Here is a 16574-nt window from a genome sequence, read left to right on the forward strand (position 1 = left end):
ACTCCTTATGACGTAGCATCTCAGCTCTCTGCAGGAATACAGGGTGCTACTGCTTCGATCTTTACTGTTCCAAATGAAACTGGATACCTAATAAAGGTAATACTGCCTGCTTCTTCAAGAGAATATGTAAACAGCCTGAAAAGTTTTTTAATAAAAACTCCAAAGGGATTTATTCCTCTTGAATCATTTGGAACTTTAAGCACAATTTATGAACCCACAATTATAACAAGAGAAGCTATGAAATACACTCAAGATGTAATGGGTTACCGCTCTACGTTCCCTGTTTCTCACATTATGGAAAGCTTTACACCTGCGCTCCAAAAGGCTATAATAGAGAACAAGGGTAAGATCACTTCTGATGTCGAGCTAAAGCAAACTGGCGATATTTCCACTATGATGGATTCTATGGGAAGGATGTTTAAAGCTATATTTGTAGGTTTTGTTATTCTTTACCTTGTACTCGTTCCAATATTTAGATCATGGCTCAATCCCTTTGCTATTATGGCAGCAATTCCTCTATCAATCATTGGCGGAGCCTGGTCTTTGTTAATAGCAGACAAACCTATGTGTCTACCAGCTATTATGGGTTTTATCCTACTTTCTGGTATAATCGTTAAGAACTCTATATTGATAATTGATTTTATAAAAACATATCTTGATAATGGTTATGATAGAGAAGAAGCAGTATTACAAAGTATTCACATAAGAACTAGGCCTGTTATGATGACCGCATTTGGAACAGCAGTTGGTATGATTCCTATAGCAATGCAATGGGCAATTGGACTCGAGAGATTATCACCTCTTGCAGTAGTTGCCATTGGAGGCTTGATTTTTGGAACATTCTTAAGCCTCATTTACGTTCCATTTTTCTCATATTTTTTAACAAAGAAGGGCTAGTATTAGATCAATCTTAAATGAAGAAAAATATTTAGTTTACGCAAGGGCAATAAGAAGTATTGGTCAAGGCACGCTTTTAATTGATTTTCCTTTATATTTACACCAAATAGGCTGGAATGCTATATCCATAGGCACTTTATTTAGCACCAGCCTATTTATAAATGGCATGCTATCCTTTCTTTTTGGGTTAACTGCAGGAAAATATGACAAGAAAAGGTTCATCTTAGGATTTCAGATAATTCTTATAATGTGTGCAACAATTGCCCTTTTCACCTCAAATAACTTACTTCTCGGAGGCGTTGCTATAATCGGTGGTTTTGGCAGAAGCGGTATAGGTGGCTCTGGCCCATTTGCTGTAATAGAGGTCTCCTGGCTAAATGACTTGATAAAATATAGCAGAAAATCAGCGATTTTTAGTCTGAATAACTCCCTGATATTTTGCGGAATGGGCATAGGAACAATGGTTGCAACTATTCCTGAATTTTTATCAAAATTTGTTGTCCCAGATCTTGCATTTAGATTAATATTTCTTACTATAATTTTTTGGAACATAATCTGCTTTTATCTCATATCTAAAGTAAAATCCGATCCAATATCTCAAGCTGATAGTATAGATAAAAACTCAGAAAAAGAGAAAAAGATTAACAAAAAAGAAAACAAAAATTTAATACTATTGTTTGCAATGAACTCGCTCAATGGCCTCTCTCTTGGTTTTATAATGCCTCTTTTGCCATATTGGTTCAAGCTCAAGTTTAATAGCAATGCTTTTAATCTCGGAATAATATTTACAATTTCACTATTTATGACATCTCTTTCAAGCATCATATCCATATATATTGTAAAAAAAATTGGCGCAGCAAAAACTGTTACTCTAATGAGATTTGGAGGCTTGATATCTTTAATATTAATGATTTCCTCCCCTAATTCATTATTAGCAGGATTTTTTTATATACTCAGATCCTTTTTAAATAGAGGAAATATCGGCACAAGACAAGCTCTTGTTGCCAGCATTACTAGAACAAAAGCAACTCTGGCGTTAAGTATAAATAATTTCTCTCAAATAATATCCCTATCAATTGGGCCATTTATAACGGGAATATTTTTTGCGCACAAAGACTATACTACTCCATTTATTATAGGCGCAGCATTTCAGATACTATATCTTATATGCTTTTATTTGTTCTTTAAAAAATTTGAAGTTTAGCAACTTAGCAACTCTCAAAAAAGGTTAATAATTTGTAAGTATTTTTTGATAAATTTAGTTAGATTACTTTTTACCAAATAAACACCTAATTTATGTTGTAGAAAAATCTTTCAAATAGTTATATAATGCTTATATAAATTTTTACGTAACACAAACGTTCTGTCGCAGGGGAGAGCCTAGTGATTAAAAGTGAGTCAATGTATAAGATTTCAAAATTTGTTGCTCCTGAATTTATATTTGGCGCAGATTCCATAGATTACGTAAAAAGTTATATTAAGAATTTTTCCCTTACTATTCCTATTGTAATTACTGATTCAGGATTGTTAAAGGCTAGCTGGGTAAAAAGCATTTTAAAACAGCTAGAGAAGATAGATATAAGGTACTGCATATATGATAGGGTTTCAGAAAACCCAAAGGACTATGAAGTTGAAGAAGCTTCAAAAATTATCAGAAATTGCAACTGTGACTCAATAATTGCAATAGGAGGTGGAAGCGTAATAGACATAGCTAAGGCAGCAGGGATAATGTCCACCAATCCAGGATCAATAAAAGACTATGAGGGAATTGATAAGATTTCTCACCCAATGCCTCCTATAATCTGTGTACCGACCACCTGTGGTAGTTCTGCTGACGTATCTCAATTTGCAATTATCACAGATACAAAAGAGAAATACAAAATGACAATAGTTAGCAAATCATTAGTGCCAGACATATCTATTATAGATCCAAAAACCTTAACAACCTTGCCCAGAGAACTTTTGATTTCTACATCTTTGGACGCATTAACGCATGCCTTTGAATCGTATGTATCATTAGGCTCATCTCCCATTACCGACATGTTTTCGCTAAAAGCCATAAAGCTTATATTCGAGACCCTTCCAAAAGCTGCAAAAGATCCAGAAAATATTAATTATTTAGAAGATTTAATGCTTGCAAGCCTTATGGCAGGGTTGGCTTTTTCGAACGCCAGTCTGGGCATGGTTCATGCCATAGCCCATAGCATAGGCGGATACAAAGATATCAGACACGGCACGTGCAATGCTATACTATTAGAATGCGTGATAGACTTCAATTACGTATATGCAGCTTATAGATACGATAAAATTAGTGAAAGTTTAGGATATGATTTGAAGGGTTTAGACGAAACGAGAAGAAAAAACATATTAATTGAGGGCATAAAGGATTTGAAAAGAAAAGTCGATTTCAACATAACTCTAAAAGACTTGCACTTAAAGAGAGAAGAAATAGATATAATTTCAAGACATGCAATAAACGACATTTGTATGCTTACAAACCCTGTTATGCCAACCTTTGAAGAGGTGAAAGAGTTCATTGAGAGAAACGTTTAAAGAACCGTCATTCGTTGAAAGTATAAGAAAACAACTTATAGGCTTAGGAGAAGGTTCTTCAAAGAAAACCTACTATGGAGAGCTTAGAGAAAAGATTCAATATTTAGAGCGATTCCGTGCTCTTCTTGACAGCTCTACAGATATGATTTTTCTTATAAATTCTGTAAACAAAAAACTAATCGATGCTAATCTTACTGCAATAAAAAATCTCGGCTATAATATAAAGGAATTAGAAAATATGTCCTTACTTGAATACATAAACATTCCTGAAAACGAATGCTCAGAAATATTCGACTATATCCCCTCAAAGGATTTTTCAAAATTCTTCGTTACCGAGCTTATATGTAAAAACGGCGAAAAAATTCCAGTAGAAATAACAATAACATCAAAAAGATTTTCTGCTCAGTGGTATTATATAATGATTGCAAGAGATATTACTGAAAAAATTAAGAAAGAATCTGAGATAAAAGCCAAAGAAACGCATTACACAAAAATTCTAGAAAACATATCAGATGTAATAATGGTGATTTCAGATGATTTTAAGATTTTGTCAGCAACTCCATCGATAAATAAGACCTTAGGATATCAAGATTATGAAGTAATTGGTCACTCTTTTTATGATCTTGTAGATGACAAAAACCTCGAATCAATAATATCAAGTTTTTCTAATATTACAGAAAGTAAAAATGCTACCTTTGAAATAAAGTCTAAAAACAAAGGCAAAATTATTGTAGAGGCAAATATATCAAAAATGAAAGACGAAAGCATAAAATATATCCTAAGTTTAAGAGATATATCGGAAATCTCAAAAATTAATAAAGATTTAGAAGAAAAGGAGAGACGCTTTAGAGTTCTTTTCAATAGTATAAGCGAAGCAGTCCTGCTATTTCCTATACCAAGAGGGGGTAAATTTGAAAAATTTGTAGAGGTAAACGACACAACGTGTGCGCTCTTAAATACAACAAGGGAAGAAATATTGAAACTTACCATAAAAGATATTGTTGCGCCAGGCAAGAACAAAGATTTGCTTTTTGAGAAATTGATTTCAGAACAATATATTAGTGGCATTCAAGCAGAATTTATCAGTAAGGGCTCCCAAAACATTTATGTAGAGATAGATTTAAAAAAATGCCGTATAAACGATCAAGATATGATAATTTTAATAGCTAAGGACGTAACTGAGAAAAAACTGCTGGAAAATAAGCTAAACTATCTAGCTTTCCACGACCATCTGACAGGTTTGTCAAATAGAGCACTTTTTTCTGAAAGAGTTCAGCATGAGATCGCAAGAGCAAAGAGAAACGGAACCTTTTTAGGAGTAATGTTTTTAGATCTTGACAGATTTAAAAACGTAAATGATACACAAGGACACCAAATAGGAGACGAGTTGCTACAGTTAGTAAGTAAAAAACTTAGGGAAACAATCAGAGAAACAGACATAATAGCAAGGATGGGAGGGGATGAATTTGCAATTTTAGTACCAGATTTAAAGGATAAAAACGAAATAGAACCTCTTGCAAAAAGAATAGTTAAGTTATTTGAAAACCCTTTTTCTTTATATAATAACTTCTTCAAATTAGGCATTAGCATAGGTATCAGCATATATCCCTTTGATGCAAAAAGCTATGAAGAACTCCTAACAAATGCTGATACCGCAATGTACAAGGCAAAAAATTCAGGAGGAAACAAGTTTTTATTCTACTTTGAGAATGTTATTTAAACTATTTTTAGTAATATTTATAATGTTATTATTTCAAGCTAATAGCCTTTGTTATGCTGATTTAAACGTAGAAAATTATAAATCTGGACTAAGTAACAGCATACTGATGACTAAGGATGAGATCAATAACTTCAATAAGAAAATTAATGGCATAATTTCCCTTAGAACTTTCAAAAATAAAATCTCAAAAAAAGAATTAGAAAAGCTTATTTTCCAAAATGACGACTATTTTCCCATATATATAGATTCAACTTATTATGAACACCAAGATTTCACTAATAATATTGTTATAAACGATATAAATGCTGTAAGATATGCAATTACACTAAAAAGAGTAAACGTAAGGACATTTCCAACACTCCTGAAAGCTACCTATAATCCTGAGTCTACTGGTTTCGATCAGTTTCAGGAAACCACCTTTGAAATAAATGAGCCAATATTAGTGCTAACTGAAGACAAGGGCAGAAATTGGCTATTCGTTCAGGGCAAAAACTACAATGGTTGGATCTTGAAAAGAGATGTTGCATTCTTTAAGGATAAGAAAGATTTCATAAATTGTATAGACTCGCTAAATGCTAATTTTGTAACAACTATCTCTTCAAAATCGAAATTAATATTAGGTAGCGAAGAATTTCAAGAAGTAAATATGGGAACTAAATTCATTTTACAGGAAAATACCCCAATAGACGGATACTGGAAGGTTCTAATCCCTACAATAGACCAATCTGCTACAGTTAAACTTGTAATAGGACGAATCTCAACTTCTGATGCAGTCTATCAATATTTACCCTATACAAGAAAGGCTATTATTGATCAGGCCTTTAAAATGTTAAACGAGCCTTACGGTTGGGGTGGAGAAGATGGCTTTCACGATTGCTCGTCTTTTATTCAAGACATCTTTAAATCTTTTGGCTTTACTTTACCGAGAAATGCAGATGCTCAGGAAATGCTACCTGGAAAAAGGTTTTCTTTCAAGAACCTTAATGATGACGAGAAATTAGATATTATAAAAAAGCTCAAACCTGGAGCATTACTATTTATGAAAGACCACGTAATGCTTTATCTTGGCTATTTTGACAGTTCAGCATACGTAATAAACGATATCACGTCCTATTATGAAAATAACACTCTAATCAATGATTACAAGGTTGCAGTTACTGATATAATTAATGCAAGAAGAAGAGATAATAAAAGTTTTCTGGAATCTCTGACAACAGCAATAGAAATACCATAATTTAGTGAGGTGAGAAATATGAAATTTCTGATTTTTATAACAGCTTTGTTATTCTTGTTTTCTACTTCAGTTTATGCAGAAGAAACAAGCAATACTTACTTTCAGTTAATAAACCTAGATGTCCAGGCTGATTCTTCCATTTATGTGCCAAAGGGAGCAGGAAAGGTTACTGAAAGAAAAGTTGGAGACGAAGATCTTTCTAAGTTTTACGACATAATAAAATCAGACTTGAACACACACAATATAGGTATAAATCCCAACAGCAATATTCACCTGATAGTTACAGTAACGGACGTAAAAAAGGTTCCACAATTTAGCTTTGGATTCTCTGCAGAAAAATCTTTTATAAAAGCAAAAATAGTTCTTTTAAAGGGCGAAAAAGTAATAGTAACAGATTCAGTATATGGCGAAAGTACATCCTCTACCCCAATAATCAGAACAAACAATCCCTTTGAGGGTGCTATGAAAGAGGCTTCAGCTGAGATAATGAGAAAAGTGTTACCAATAATTATTCCAGGATTTCCCACAAAATAACCATAAAGCACTTATTCTAAAATTAAGTAGTTTTTATCTACCGATTTCCCTCTTAAAAATTTTTTCGATACACGTTTATCAAGTTTTATAGGAATGTAATTTGAACTGTGACCGTACAGCCAATTTTCATCTTCTCTCTCCCACAATGGATCTGGTATGTTATTGTTTATAAAACTTTTTAAAATTTGCGATTGGGAAAACCTTTCGATTATTAATTTTTGTCTTTCCAAAACGACCTTTTTCTCTAATGGTTTTAGTTCAGCTGCTTTGGTACCCTTTCTGGGAGAAAAGGGAAAGGAATGAACCTTTACAAGGGGAAGTTGTTCAAGAAAATCTACTGTAAGCTGAAAATCTCTATCGCTCTCAATAGGATATCCTACAATTATATCTGTTGAAACAAGAAAATCAGGTCTTGAATCCTTAATTTCAAATATCTTTTCTAAAATCTTGTCCACATTAGTAAATCTTCTCATTGATTTTAAAACCTCTGGGCTAGCGCTTTGAAGGGATAAATGTAAATGAGGTTGCAAAATATCTGTAGTTGTCATCAAAGTTACAAACTCCTTATTTAAAAGCAACGCTGGATAAATAGACCCAAGCCTTATTTTGGCATTCTTATTATGAAGTAACTTGCCAATTTCTTTTAGTAACCATACTATATCAAGTCCAAAATCATAACCCCATAAAGCCAACTCGATCGAACTCAAAACTATTTCATTTATATCCTGAAGCATTAATATTTCACTTTTGATATCATCAAAAGGCCTTGATTTCAATGGACCTCGTAAGATCCTTATTACGCAGTAGGAACATTCTCTGCAGCAGCCATCTCCTACTTTAAGAACATATCTTTTTCTATTATGATATCTAGCACTAACAGTCCTTTTATCTAATAAACTTCTTAATTCTAAATTATCAAAAAATGTGACCTCTGGAAATAAATCTCTTAATTTTTTATATGCTGAAACTGCACAGCCCAAAAAATAGATTTGTTTGTTTAATTTAATAAATTTTTTCAAAACTTTAATGGATTCCTTTTGAGCATTTTCTGTCACAGCACAGCTACTTATTACAATAACATCAGCCAAATCAGCTGACGATTCTTCAATGTACCCAGGGAAAAACAATTCTCTAAACTTAGCAAGATCAACCTGACTAACCTTGCATCCCAATGCTAGTGAAAAAATTCTTTTATTTGATATCATTTGATAAATAAAAAAATATACTGCAAGCTACCGTACTTGCAGTCTCAACTCTTAAAATTCTCTCACCCAAGGATAAAACATAAGCCCCTTTTGATTTGAGAAAATCTATTTCATTTATAGATATCCCCCCCTCAGCACCTATAAATATAGATATATCTTCTGCAATACCATCTTTAAAAATCTCTTTGATTGGCTGATTCGAATTTTCCCAAAAAACAATTATCTGACCTTTAAAGAGTTGATCTGGTAATTCAAGAAGTTTGTATGGGCCTAAAATTTCTGGAATTAAACCTCTCCCTGCAAGTTCAGCAGCCTCTTTTGAGATTCTTTGCCATCTTTTTATCTTATTAGGTGATATCTCTCCATAAGAGTTTCTCTCACCGTATACCAGAACAAATTTTTTAACTCCAAGTTCAGTGCACATACGAACTATTTCGCTGAACTTATCACCTTTTGGCAGAAATTGAAATAAAGTAATATTTAACTTAGGCTCCTTTGCATCAATCCTAGTACCCAGAATTAACTCAAAACCTTTGACCTTAGATTTAAAAATGTTTCCTCTACCATCAAGAACATTAACTTCATCACCATCATTTAAACGCAAAACTCTAAAAAGATAGTGCTTTTCTTCTTTTTCTAATTTTAAGCTGTCACCCAAAACTAGATCTTTTAATCTTTCTTTACTTATATAAAGACGTGGTTCAGACACTATTTCTTAATTTTTTTCTTAATCTTTTTAAATATATTATCTTTTTCCAAAAACTCCCCTCTGATTTGAGCGAGCTTTACGTAAAGTTCTCTTTCCTCATCCGTAATTTCCGTTGGAGTTTTTATAATAGCCCTTATAATCAAATCCCCTCTAGATCTTCCCCCTTGTCTTGGGAGTCCTCTTCCTTTTATTCTAAATTCTGTATAAGGTTGCACTCCTGATGGAATCTCGTATTCTAAAAGGTTTTCTTCTGAATCGGGAGTATAGTATTTTATCTTTGTACCAAGAACAGCTTGAGGAAAACTTATATTCACTGGATATATTAAATCATATCCATCCCTAATAAACCTTTCATCGTTTATATACTTTATCTGGACATACAAATCTCCATATTCCTCTCCAAAAGAGCCAGCATTGCCGCCTGATCTAACTTTAAATATCTTTTTCTCTTCAGTAAATGGTGGAATACTAATTGATATCTTTGTTTTTGTTATTACTCTTCCCGTTCCTCTACAATGAGGACACGGATCTTCAATTACAAATCCTTTACCATTACATTCTGGACAGGTATAAGTTTGATAAACGCTTCCCAAAAAGGTTCTTCTTGATGATGTTACCTGACCAGTACCATGGCATACCTTACAAACGGTTTTCCTACCACTAACAGAGCCTTTTCCTTCACACTTTTCACACTTCTCATACCTATCATATTCAATTATCTTATCAGGAGCACCGTTTATAGCTTCAAAATAAGTTATTCCCACTACAATTTCTCTGTCTTCTCCTCGAAAACTTACGGTTCGTCTAGATCTTTCTTGACCTACTCCAAAGAAGTCACCAAAAAACGTTTCGAATATATCTGACATTCCACCAAATGGATCTGCAATATCTTTATCTGTTCCAAACCTATCATACCTTGATCTCTTTTCAGGATCAGACAAAATCTCATAGGCCTGAGTAAGTTCCTTAAATTTTTCGGCACAATCGGGGTCATCTTTATTCACATCAGGGTGAAGTTCTTTCGCAAGCCTTCTATATGAAGCCTTAATCTCTTCAAAGGAGGCATCTCGTGAAACTCCCAGTATAGAATAAAGATCTTTATTGTTTGTTCTCAATCAAATAACCTCCTCAAGCCGCTTGAAATTTTGTGCGCATATATATCAAGTAACTCTACCACATATGGATATCTTACACGTGTAGGAGAAATAAGCCCTATAAAACCAACAACTTTATTGGCATAATAATAAGGGATCTTAAAAAAGGTAAACTCCCAAAATTTAGGATCCTCATTCTCTTCACCAATTACAATTTTTATTTCTCTTTTCTCCCAAGGGTCTTCGAAGAGCTTTTCTACAATTTTTTCCTCTTCTTCTAATAAGGCAACCAATATATCAAACTTTTCTTTATCAGAAAAATCGGGCAAGTTAAACATCTTCATACTATAATATATATAAGCCTTTTTATCAGTAGCTTCCCATAACTTTTCTATAATACTTTTCATAACTTGTTTCGCTTGCGTCGATAGTTGCAGCACTGGATCATGAAAAGAATTAAGTTCAAAGTTGATTTCATTCCTATTTTTTCCTATCACTTTGCTTTTTACTAGAGAATTAAGAACAAATGCATCTTCTTCACTTGTAATATCTATTTCTAAGGGATAAGTAATAGTAACATATCCCTCAAGAAGCAAAAAAACTATGCAAAAACCCTTCTTCACGTAAGAAAGGTGAAAATCTTTAACTGTAAGTTCTAAAAGCAAGGGATGAGATATAATAGCAATTCCAAGAGTTTTACTTGAAAGTTGTTTCGCCATCTTTTTCAAAAAATCGCTTATAGGATTATCTTTGTTAAATTCTTCATCAAATTCTATTTGGTTTAAATCAGGTTTAGGCCATTTCATTAAAGAATCAACGTAATATCTATATCCAATACAAGAAGGTATTCTCCCTGCCGAAACGTGAGGTTGATTTAAAAATCCCTCTTCTTCAAGATCTGCCATATCGTTCCTAATAGTAGCAGGGCTAACTCCTAGATCAAATCTCTTCCAAACTGTCCTAGAAGCAACAGGTTCGGCTGTTTGGGTATAGCTTTCTACAACAGCCCATAAAACCTTTTTCTTTCTAGGAGAAAGATAATCATCGGAGAATTTTCCTTTCATTTCAATCTATCCTCTTCCTTAAGTATTTTTATATTACTTCATAATATATTATAATACAATTTAGATTTAAACAATTTATAATGAAGTTTTATTTATATATTTTTGTTAAATTTATAATTTTGTAAAAGACATTTTTTATTAATTTTAGCTATCTATCTTATAAAAATATTTTTATTTAACCTCATCCAAAAAATGCGAAAGGAGAAAGAATATGTCAAGAAGAAGCGATATGGTCACAAAAGGACTTGAAAGAGCGCCGCATAGATCTCTTTTTTACGCAATGGGTTACACAAAGGAGGATATGTCAAAACCACTAATCGGAGTTGTAAATGCTTTTAACGAAATAATTCCCGGTCATATCCATCTAAGAACTTTAGTAGACTATATAAAAAAGGGGGTCAATCAAGCTGGCGGCGTACCAGTTGAATTTCCGGTAATAGGAATTTGTGACGGGATTGCTATGGGTCATGAAGGCATGAAATATCCCCTCGCATCAAGAGAATTGATAGCTGACTCTATAGAAACGATGGCTCAAGCGCATATGTTTGATGGTCTTGTTTTGCTTACAAATTGCGATAAAATCGTTCCAGGAATGCTAATGGCTGCTGCAAGGTTAAATATACCTTCAATCATAGTTTCAGGAGGGCCAATGCTCGCAGGTAGATTTCACCAAACTGACGTGGACTTAATTACAGTATTTGAAGGCGTAGGTCACAAAACTCGTGGTGAGTATGATGATGCCACACTTGAAGAGCTTGAGATGTGTGCATGCCCAGGATGTGGCTCATGCTCAGGAATGTTTACTGCAAATACCATGAACTGTCTTTCAGAGGCATTAGGGATGGCACTTCCAGGTAATGGAACAATACCTGCTGCGTTCGAGGGTGAAAGAAAAAGACTGGCAACTTATGCTGGCATGAAAGCGGTAGAGTTAGTAAACAAAAACATATGTCCAAGAGATATACTTACGCCTCAAGCTTTTGAAAATGCAATTGCAGTTGATATGGCAGTTGGAGGTTCTACTAATACAGTGCTTCATCTCCCAGCCATTGCTCACGAGGCAGGCATAAAGCTTCCCCTAGAAATTTTTGACCTTATATCAACAAGAACTCCAAATCTTTGTAAGATTAGTCCAGCTGGAAAACATCACATCCAAGATTTAAATGAAGCTGGTGGAATAAGTGCTGTAATGAACGAACTTTCAAAAAAGAACCTCATTAACTTAAATAATCTCACAGTTTCAGGCAAAACAATTGGAGAAATTATACAAAACAAGACAGTCAAAAGAAGGGATGTAATTAAATCTATTGAAGAGCCATATTCTCAAAGCGGAGGAATAGCTATATTAAGAGGTAATCTTGCTCCTGATGGAGCAGTAGTAAAGCAATCAGCTGTAGATAAAGAAATGCTAGTACATATTGGCCCTGCTAGGGTATTCGATTCTGAAGAAGAAGCAATGAAAGCTATATTAGAAAATAAAATAAAACCAAAGGATATAATAGTAATCAGATATGAAGGTCCTAAGGGAGGACCGGGTATGAGAGAAATGCTAAGCCCTACATCAGCTGTTGCAGGAATGGGATTGGACAAAGAAGTAGCTTTGATTACAGATGGTAGATTTTCAGGAGGCTCCCGCGGTGCAGTAATTGGTCACATTTCACCTGAAGCTGCAGAAGGTGGTCCAATTGGCCTAGTAGAAGAAGGCGATTTAATAGAAATAAATATACCAGATAAAAAGATTGAACTAAAGATAGATTCTCAAACTCTTGAAACTAGGAGAAAAAATTGGTCACCAAAACCAGCCAAGGTAAGGTCTGGTTATCTTGCAAGATATGCTAAATTAGTAACATCAGCTAGCACAGGTGCAGTATTTAAAGATGATTAACTAAAATACATTTTTACAACAAGAAGTGCGCCTGAAAGTAAGCACCACAAGGCGCACTAAATTTAAGATTCAGTGAATTATTTATTTTTTAGTTAATCTTTTCTACGCTAACACCCTTCCAAAACCCTTCTAAGTTGTAATAATCTCTTTCCATCGGTGAAAAGATGTGTATTACTACATCTAAAAGATCGATTATGACCCACAATCCTTCATCATATCCAGAAATTCTAAAAACATTTTTACCGAGCTCTTTACACTTTTCTATTACATTATCTGCAATAGCCTTAACATGTATAGGTGAATTTCCAGAAGTGATTATAAAATAATCACATATTATAGATTTCTCCCCAATAGAAAGAAGCGTAATATCTTCACCATGTTTCTCTTTGATAAAATTTGCAATTTCAAGCGCAAATAGTTTAGACTTATCTTTTTCCAAACAATACCTCCAAATTTTCTTTTTTGCAGTAATAATTCCAAGCTTCAATTGATACAGGATGAAGCTCTTGATTGTTATTTATTAGATATTGAAAACTATAAGCAAAACACCATAAAAAAGCCCTCTCAATCTCATTAGGCAAAAGTTTTCTGGCGTTTAGCAAGCTTTCATCTATATGAGAACCCTCTGTGATTGCAAGCTTATCTGCCATAAAAAGTGCTGCAGCCATTTTTCCCATATTTGGAGCGCCTGTCGTGTGAAGACAAATTGCCTCGTATATTTCCCAATCAACTATATTTAGCTTATCTATAAGCCAATTTGCTGCAACTAAACCATGCAACAAAATAGGTCTTTTCTCTTCTAAGGTAGAAATGTTAATTTTATATTTTTTAGCTTCATTATGCATATCTTCAGAATCTAAACCCCTTGCAGTATCGTGCATTAAGGCAGCTATATATATTCTCTCTGTATCAACTTTCATAAAGGACGCGATATCTTTCGCTTCTTCAGCTACAGCCAAAGTATGACGAAACCTGTAGGAATTCCCAAGCTTTTCTTTTGCAAATTCCATAACTTTATTTATCAATACCATTCGCCACCTTTTCAAATTTCATTTTATTTGTTAATATTATACATGTTTTGTTTAAATACAAAGGAGGAGGAAACAATGTCAAAGTTTTGTGCAATTTGTGGCAAGGGACCTTCAACAGGGAACAATGTGAGCCATTCAAACAGAAAAACACGCCGTCGTTTTTTGCCAAACCTTCAAAAGATAAAAGTAAATCTTGAAGGAAGCATAAAGAGCGTTTACGTCTGCACCAGCTGTATAAAGTCGAACAAAATTGCAAGAGCATAAGGGGGACTGAATCAAACTATTCCCCCTCCCCTTTGGGATTTAGTAATTTCTTCAAATGCGTCAGCGCTGTTATAAACCCCTTTTAGCATTTGCTCAAGTTCGCTTGGCCTGTAAGAGGCGCTAAGCGCAGTATTTCTGTCAATCTTTCCTTCTTGAAAAAGTTTGAAGAGAGATTGATTAAGCGTACTCATAGAGTTAAATTGCCCGTTTTTTATATCTGAATACATATCATCTAATCTTGCCTCTGCAATCAGATCTTTAATATGTGGGGTTACAACCATCACTTCACAGGCTACCACTCTGCCCTTTCTATCAGCAGCAGGCAATAAGGTTTGAGATATTACCACCTTAAGAGTTTCAGAAAGTCTCAATCTAACAAAGTGTTGCTGATCTGCAGGGAAGGTATTAACTATTCTATCCACAGTAGAATAAGAATTATTTGTGTGAAGTGTGGACAAAACCAGATGTCCTGTTTCGGCAGCTAAAAATGCAGAATTAATTGTTTCTTGATCTCTCATCTCACCGATAAAAATAAGATCCGGATCTTCACGTAAGGCATATCTCAGCGCCTCAGGAAAACTCCTAACATCCAAACCGACTTCTCTTTGAATAATATTAGATTTTTTATCAGTAAAGACGTATTCTATTGGATCCTCAACAGTCACGATATTTAAACTTTTCAAGGTATTAAAATCGTCAATCATAGCAGCCATTGTAGTAGATTTTCCAGAACCCGTTGGCCCTGTGACAAGAACCAAACCCTGCCTCAAGTTTCTAATTTTTTCTATTACGTCTGGCAAAGAGAGTTCTTCCCATGAATAAGGGTTCATGGGCAAAATTCTCAGTGCTATTCCTATCGTACCTCTATTAAAATAAACATTTGCACGACATCTAGACTTGTTTTCATACGTAAAACCAAAATCAAGACCAAGTTCTACAAACACTCTCTTTTGCTGCTCTGGAGTCAAGAGTTGGAATATTATTTTTCTTAATTCTTCATCTTTAAAATAAGGCAAATAAGAAATTTTCTCCAGTTTGCCGTGAATTCTAAATATAGGATGAGATTCGTTCTTAAGCTGGATATCGCTTGCCTCTAGCCTCAAAGCCTCATCAAAAACTTGAGCAAATAATGGATCAAATATCACCTGTCGGCACCGGTAATCCAGCTAGTTTACTCAGTAGATAGAGATAGCCATCTTTATATTTCATCGGAAAAAGTTCTATCATATCTTTTTCACTTAATTTGAATTCTCTCTCTATCTGCTTTTTTGGCGGCATAACTTTATCAACTTCGTAATATCTTCTTACATAATCAATAATCTTCCAATGAACATCTGAAAGCATAATTTTATTTTCATTTGCAACAGCTTCAGCAAAATCCCTTGTCCAAGAAGTATAGTCTAATAAGTTTCCTTCCACATCGACTTTATATTCCTTATCTTTGACTTTAAATGTTCTCAAAAAACCACCCCACAAATTTTTTAATTATTATATCATAAATTTATAGTATCGCGAGCATCTTATAGTAACACGAGCATCTTGCTCGTGGACGTTCTTCAAAGTATCGCGAGCATCTTGCTCGCGAAATACTTTTTTGCTTTCACAGGCATCAAACAGGATGTTTGGCTTACTATCAATACTTTGATTTAGATCAATTTATAAAAATTGTATTTGATTTAAAATAATAATGTGCTTTTTTAAATTCATTTGAATAAGGGAGAGAGAATGAATGAATCCAGAGCTTTTAAATAAATTTCCAAAAAGTTTTTATGTTCCAGATGGGATACTAAATCAATCTCAACTCAAACTACTTTTAGACCTTTCCAGAAAAGGATACGAGATAATATTGTCAGGAAACTCTTCAGTCACTATTCCAAAAGTAGACGATATGGCAAAAGAGAAACTAAAAGAAGTAGGATTTTTGGATCTGCCGCATATGGAGAGCAAAGTCTTCTATGCTCAAATTTGTCTTTCAAAGCCATACTGTCCTATGTCGAGACAGGATGCAAGAAATCTTTCAAAGAAGATAAACAAAAATTTTTATGGAATAATTACTCCTGCAAAGGTAAAGATATCTATTAGTGGTTGTCCCAACGGATGCAGCGAGCCTTTAGTTAGAGATATTGGCATAATGGGATACCCCACAGGATACACCATAACTATTGGCGGCTTCGCTGGGAGAAATGGTGGCATAGGTGAAATGATTTCAACAGATTTAAATGAAGATCAGGTGATAGAGGAATTAAAAAAATTGTTTTTTGTCTATATAACATATGCGAAAGAAAAAGAAAGATTCTACAAATTTCTAAGAAGAGTAGGTATAGAATTTATAAAAGAAAAATTAGAGAGTGTAGTTAACACTACACCCTCCGAATAAAATTTTG

The 16574-nt window shown here is 34.0% G+C and carries 17 protein-coding genes; 9 read left to right on the forward strand and 8 right to left on the reverse strand.

Annotated features, from left to right (window positions below):
• The 6 genes from ACWIUX_RS03260 to ACWIUX_RS03285 form a co-directional block, all read left to right on the forward strand.
• A partial coding sequence (locus ACWIUX_RS03260) for an efflux RND transporter permease subunit (protein WP_448589294.1) occupies window positions 1-897 on the forward strand: 897 nt, incomplete at its 5' end.
• A gap of 49 nt (window positions 898-946) precedes the next feature.
• A complete protein-coding gene (locus ACWIUX_RS03265; protein WP_448589320.1) occupies window positions 947-2101 on the forward strand; it encodes an MFS transporter in 1155 nt (384 codons plus the stop codon).
• Window positions 2102-2280: 179 nt separating this feature from the next.
• A complete protein-coding gene (locus tag ACWIUX_RS03270) occupies window positions 2281-3450 on the forward strand; it encodes an iron-containing alcohol dehydrogenase (RefSeq protein WP_448589295.1) in 1170 nt (389 codons plus the stop codon).
• Complete coding sequence (locus ACWIUX_RS03275) at window positions 3434-5170, forward strand: diguanylate cyclase domain-containing protein (RefSeq protein ID WP_448589296.1); 1737 nt, start codon at window positions 3434-3436, stop codon at window positions 5168-5170. The genes ACWIUX_RS03270 and ACWIUX_RS03275 overlap by 17 nt, the downstream gene beginning before the upstream one ends.
• On the forward strand, window positions 5160-6404 hold the full coding sequence (locus ACWIUX_RS03280; protein WP_448589297.1) for an NlpC/P60 family protein: 1245 nt from the start codon (window positions 5160-5162) through the stop codon (window positions 6402-6404). Before ACWIUX_RS03275 ends, ACWIUX_RS03280 begins: the two co-directional genes overlap by 11 nt.
• Before the next feature lie 18 nt (window positions 6405-6422).
• Complete coding sequence (locus tag ACWIUX_RS03285; protein WP_448589298.1) at window positions 6423-6938, forward strand: hypothetical protein; 516 nt, start codon at window positions 6423-6425, stop codon at window positions 6936-6938.
• A gap of 11 nt (window positions 6939-6949) precedes the next feature.
• Here ACWIUX_RS03285 and ACWIUX_RS03290 read toward each other — a convergent pair whose 3' ends face one another.
• Genes ACWIUX_RS03290 through hrcA form a run of 4 tightly spaced genes read right to left on the reverse strand, consistent with a single transcriptional unit; the run spans window position 6950 to window position 11010 of the window.
• Window positions 6950-8143 carry a radical SAM protein gene (locus ACWIUX_RS03290; protein ID WP_448589299.1) on the reverse strand — a complete coding sequence of 398 codons (1194 nt, stop codon included), beginning with the start codon at window positions 8141-8143 and terminating at the stop codon, window positions 6950-6952.
• Window positions 8130-8852, reverse strand: a complete 723-nt coding sequence (locus ACWIUX_RS03295; protein WP_448589300.1) for an RsmE family RNA methyltransferase — start codon at window positions 8850-8852, stop codon at window positions 8130-8132. Before ACWIUX_RS03295 ends, ACWIUX_RS03290 begins: the two co-directional genes overlap by 14 nt.
• A complete protein-coding gene (locus tag ACWIUX_RS03300; protein ID WP_448589301.1) occupies window positions 8852-9967 on the reverse strand; it encodes a DnaJ C-terminal domain-containing protein in 1116 nt (371 codons plus the stop codon). The genes ACWIUX_RS03295 and ACWIUX_RS03300 overlap by 1 nt, the downstream gene beginning before the upstream one ends.
• The gene (gene hrcA, locus ACWIUX_RS03305) at window positions 9964-11010 is read right to left on the reverse strand and encodes a heat-inducible transcriptional repressor HrcA (protein WP_448589302.1); all 1047 of its coding nucleotides are present in this window, start codon (window positions 11008-11010) and stop codon (window positions 9964-9966) included. The genes ACWIUX_RS03300 and hrcA overlap by 4 nt, the downstream gene beginning before the upstream one ends.
• A 211-nt stretch (window positions 11011-11221) precedes the next feature.
• On the opposite strand from hrcA, the gene ilvD reads away from it, so the two are divergent.
• Entirely contained in the window at window positions 11222-12895 is a 1674-nt protein-coding gene (gene ilvD / locus ACWIUX_RS03310) for a dihydroxy-acid dehydratase (protein ID WP_448589303.1), read from the forward strand.
• Window positions 12896-12983: 88 nt separating this feature from the next.
• Here the strand turns inward: ilvD and rsfS are convergent, their stop codons facing one another.
• Together rsfS and yqeK are read right to left on the reverse strand one after the other, a co-directional pair.
• A complete protein-coding gene (gene rsfS / locus ACWIUX_RS03315; protein ID WP_448589304.1) occupies window positions 12984-13334 on the reverse strand; it encodes a ribosome silencing factor in 351 nt (116 codons plus the stop codon).
• On the reverse strand, window positions 13321-13920 hold the full coding sequence (gene yqeK / locus ACWIUX_RS03320; protein ID WP_448589305.1) for a bis(5'-nucleosyl)-tetraphosphatase (symmetrical) YqeK: 600 nt from the start codon (window positions 13918-13920) through the stop codon (window positions 13321-13323). The genes rsfS and yqeK overlap by 14 nt, the downstream gene beginning before the upstream one ends.
• A gap of 81 nt (window positions 13921-14001) precedes the next feature.
• On the opposite strand from yqeK, the gene rpmB reads away from it, so the two are divergent.
• The gene (rpmB, locus tag ACWIUX_RS03325; RefSeq protein WP_448589306.1) at window positions 14002-14190 is read left to right on the forward strand and encodes a 50S ribosomal protein L28; all 189 of its coding nucleotides are present in this window, start codon (window positions 14002-14004) and stop codon (window positions 14188-14190) included.
• A gap of 11 nt (window positions 14191-14201) precedes the next feature.
• Here rpmB and ACWIUX_RS03330 read toward each other — a convergent pair whose 3' ends face one another.
• Both ACWIUX_RS03330 and ACWIUX_RS03335 read right to left on the reverse strand, forming a co-directional pair.
• Window positions 14202-15335 carry a type IV pilus twitching motility protein PilT gene (locus ACWIUX_RS03330; protein ID WP_448589307.1) on the reverse strand — a complete coding sequence of 378 codons (1134 nt, stop codon included), beginning with the start codon at window positions 15333-15335 and terminating at the stop codon, window positions 14202-14204.
• Window positions 15325-15651, reverse strand: coding sequence for a TusE/DsrC/DsvC family sulfur relay protein (locus tag ACWIUX_RS03335; protein ID WP_448589308.1), 327 nt, complete (start codon window positions 15649-15651; stop codon window positions 15325-15327). Before ACWIUX_RS03335 ends, ACWIUX_RS03330 begins: the two co-directional genes overlap by 11 nt.
• A gap of 268 nt (window positions 15652-15919) precedes the next feature.
• On the opposite strand from ACWIUX_RS03335, the gene ACWIUX_RS03340 reads away from it, so the two are divergent.
• A complete protein-coding gene (locus ACWIUX_RS03340) occupies window positions 15920-16567 on the forward strand; it encodes a hypothetical protein (protein WP_448589309.1) in 648 nt (215 codons plus the stop codon).
• The last annotated feature ends 7 nt before the right edge of the window (window positions 16568-16574 follow it).

The organism is Thermodesulfobium sp. (genome assembly GCF_053498235.1).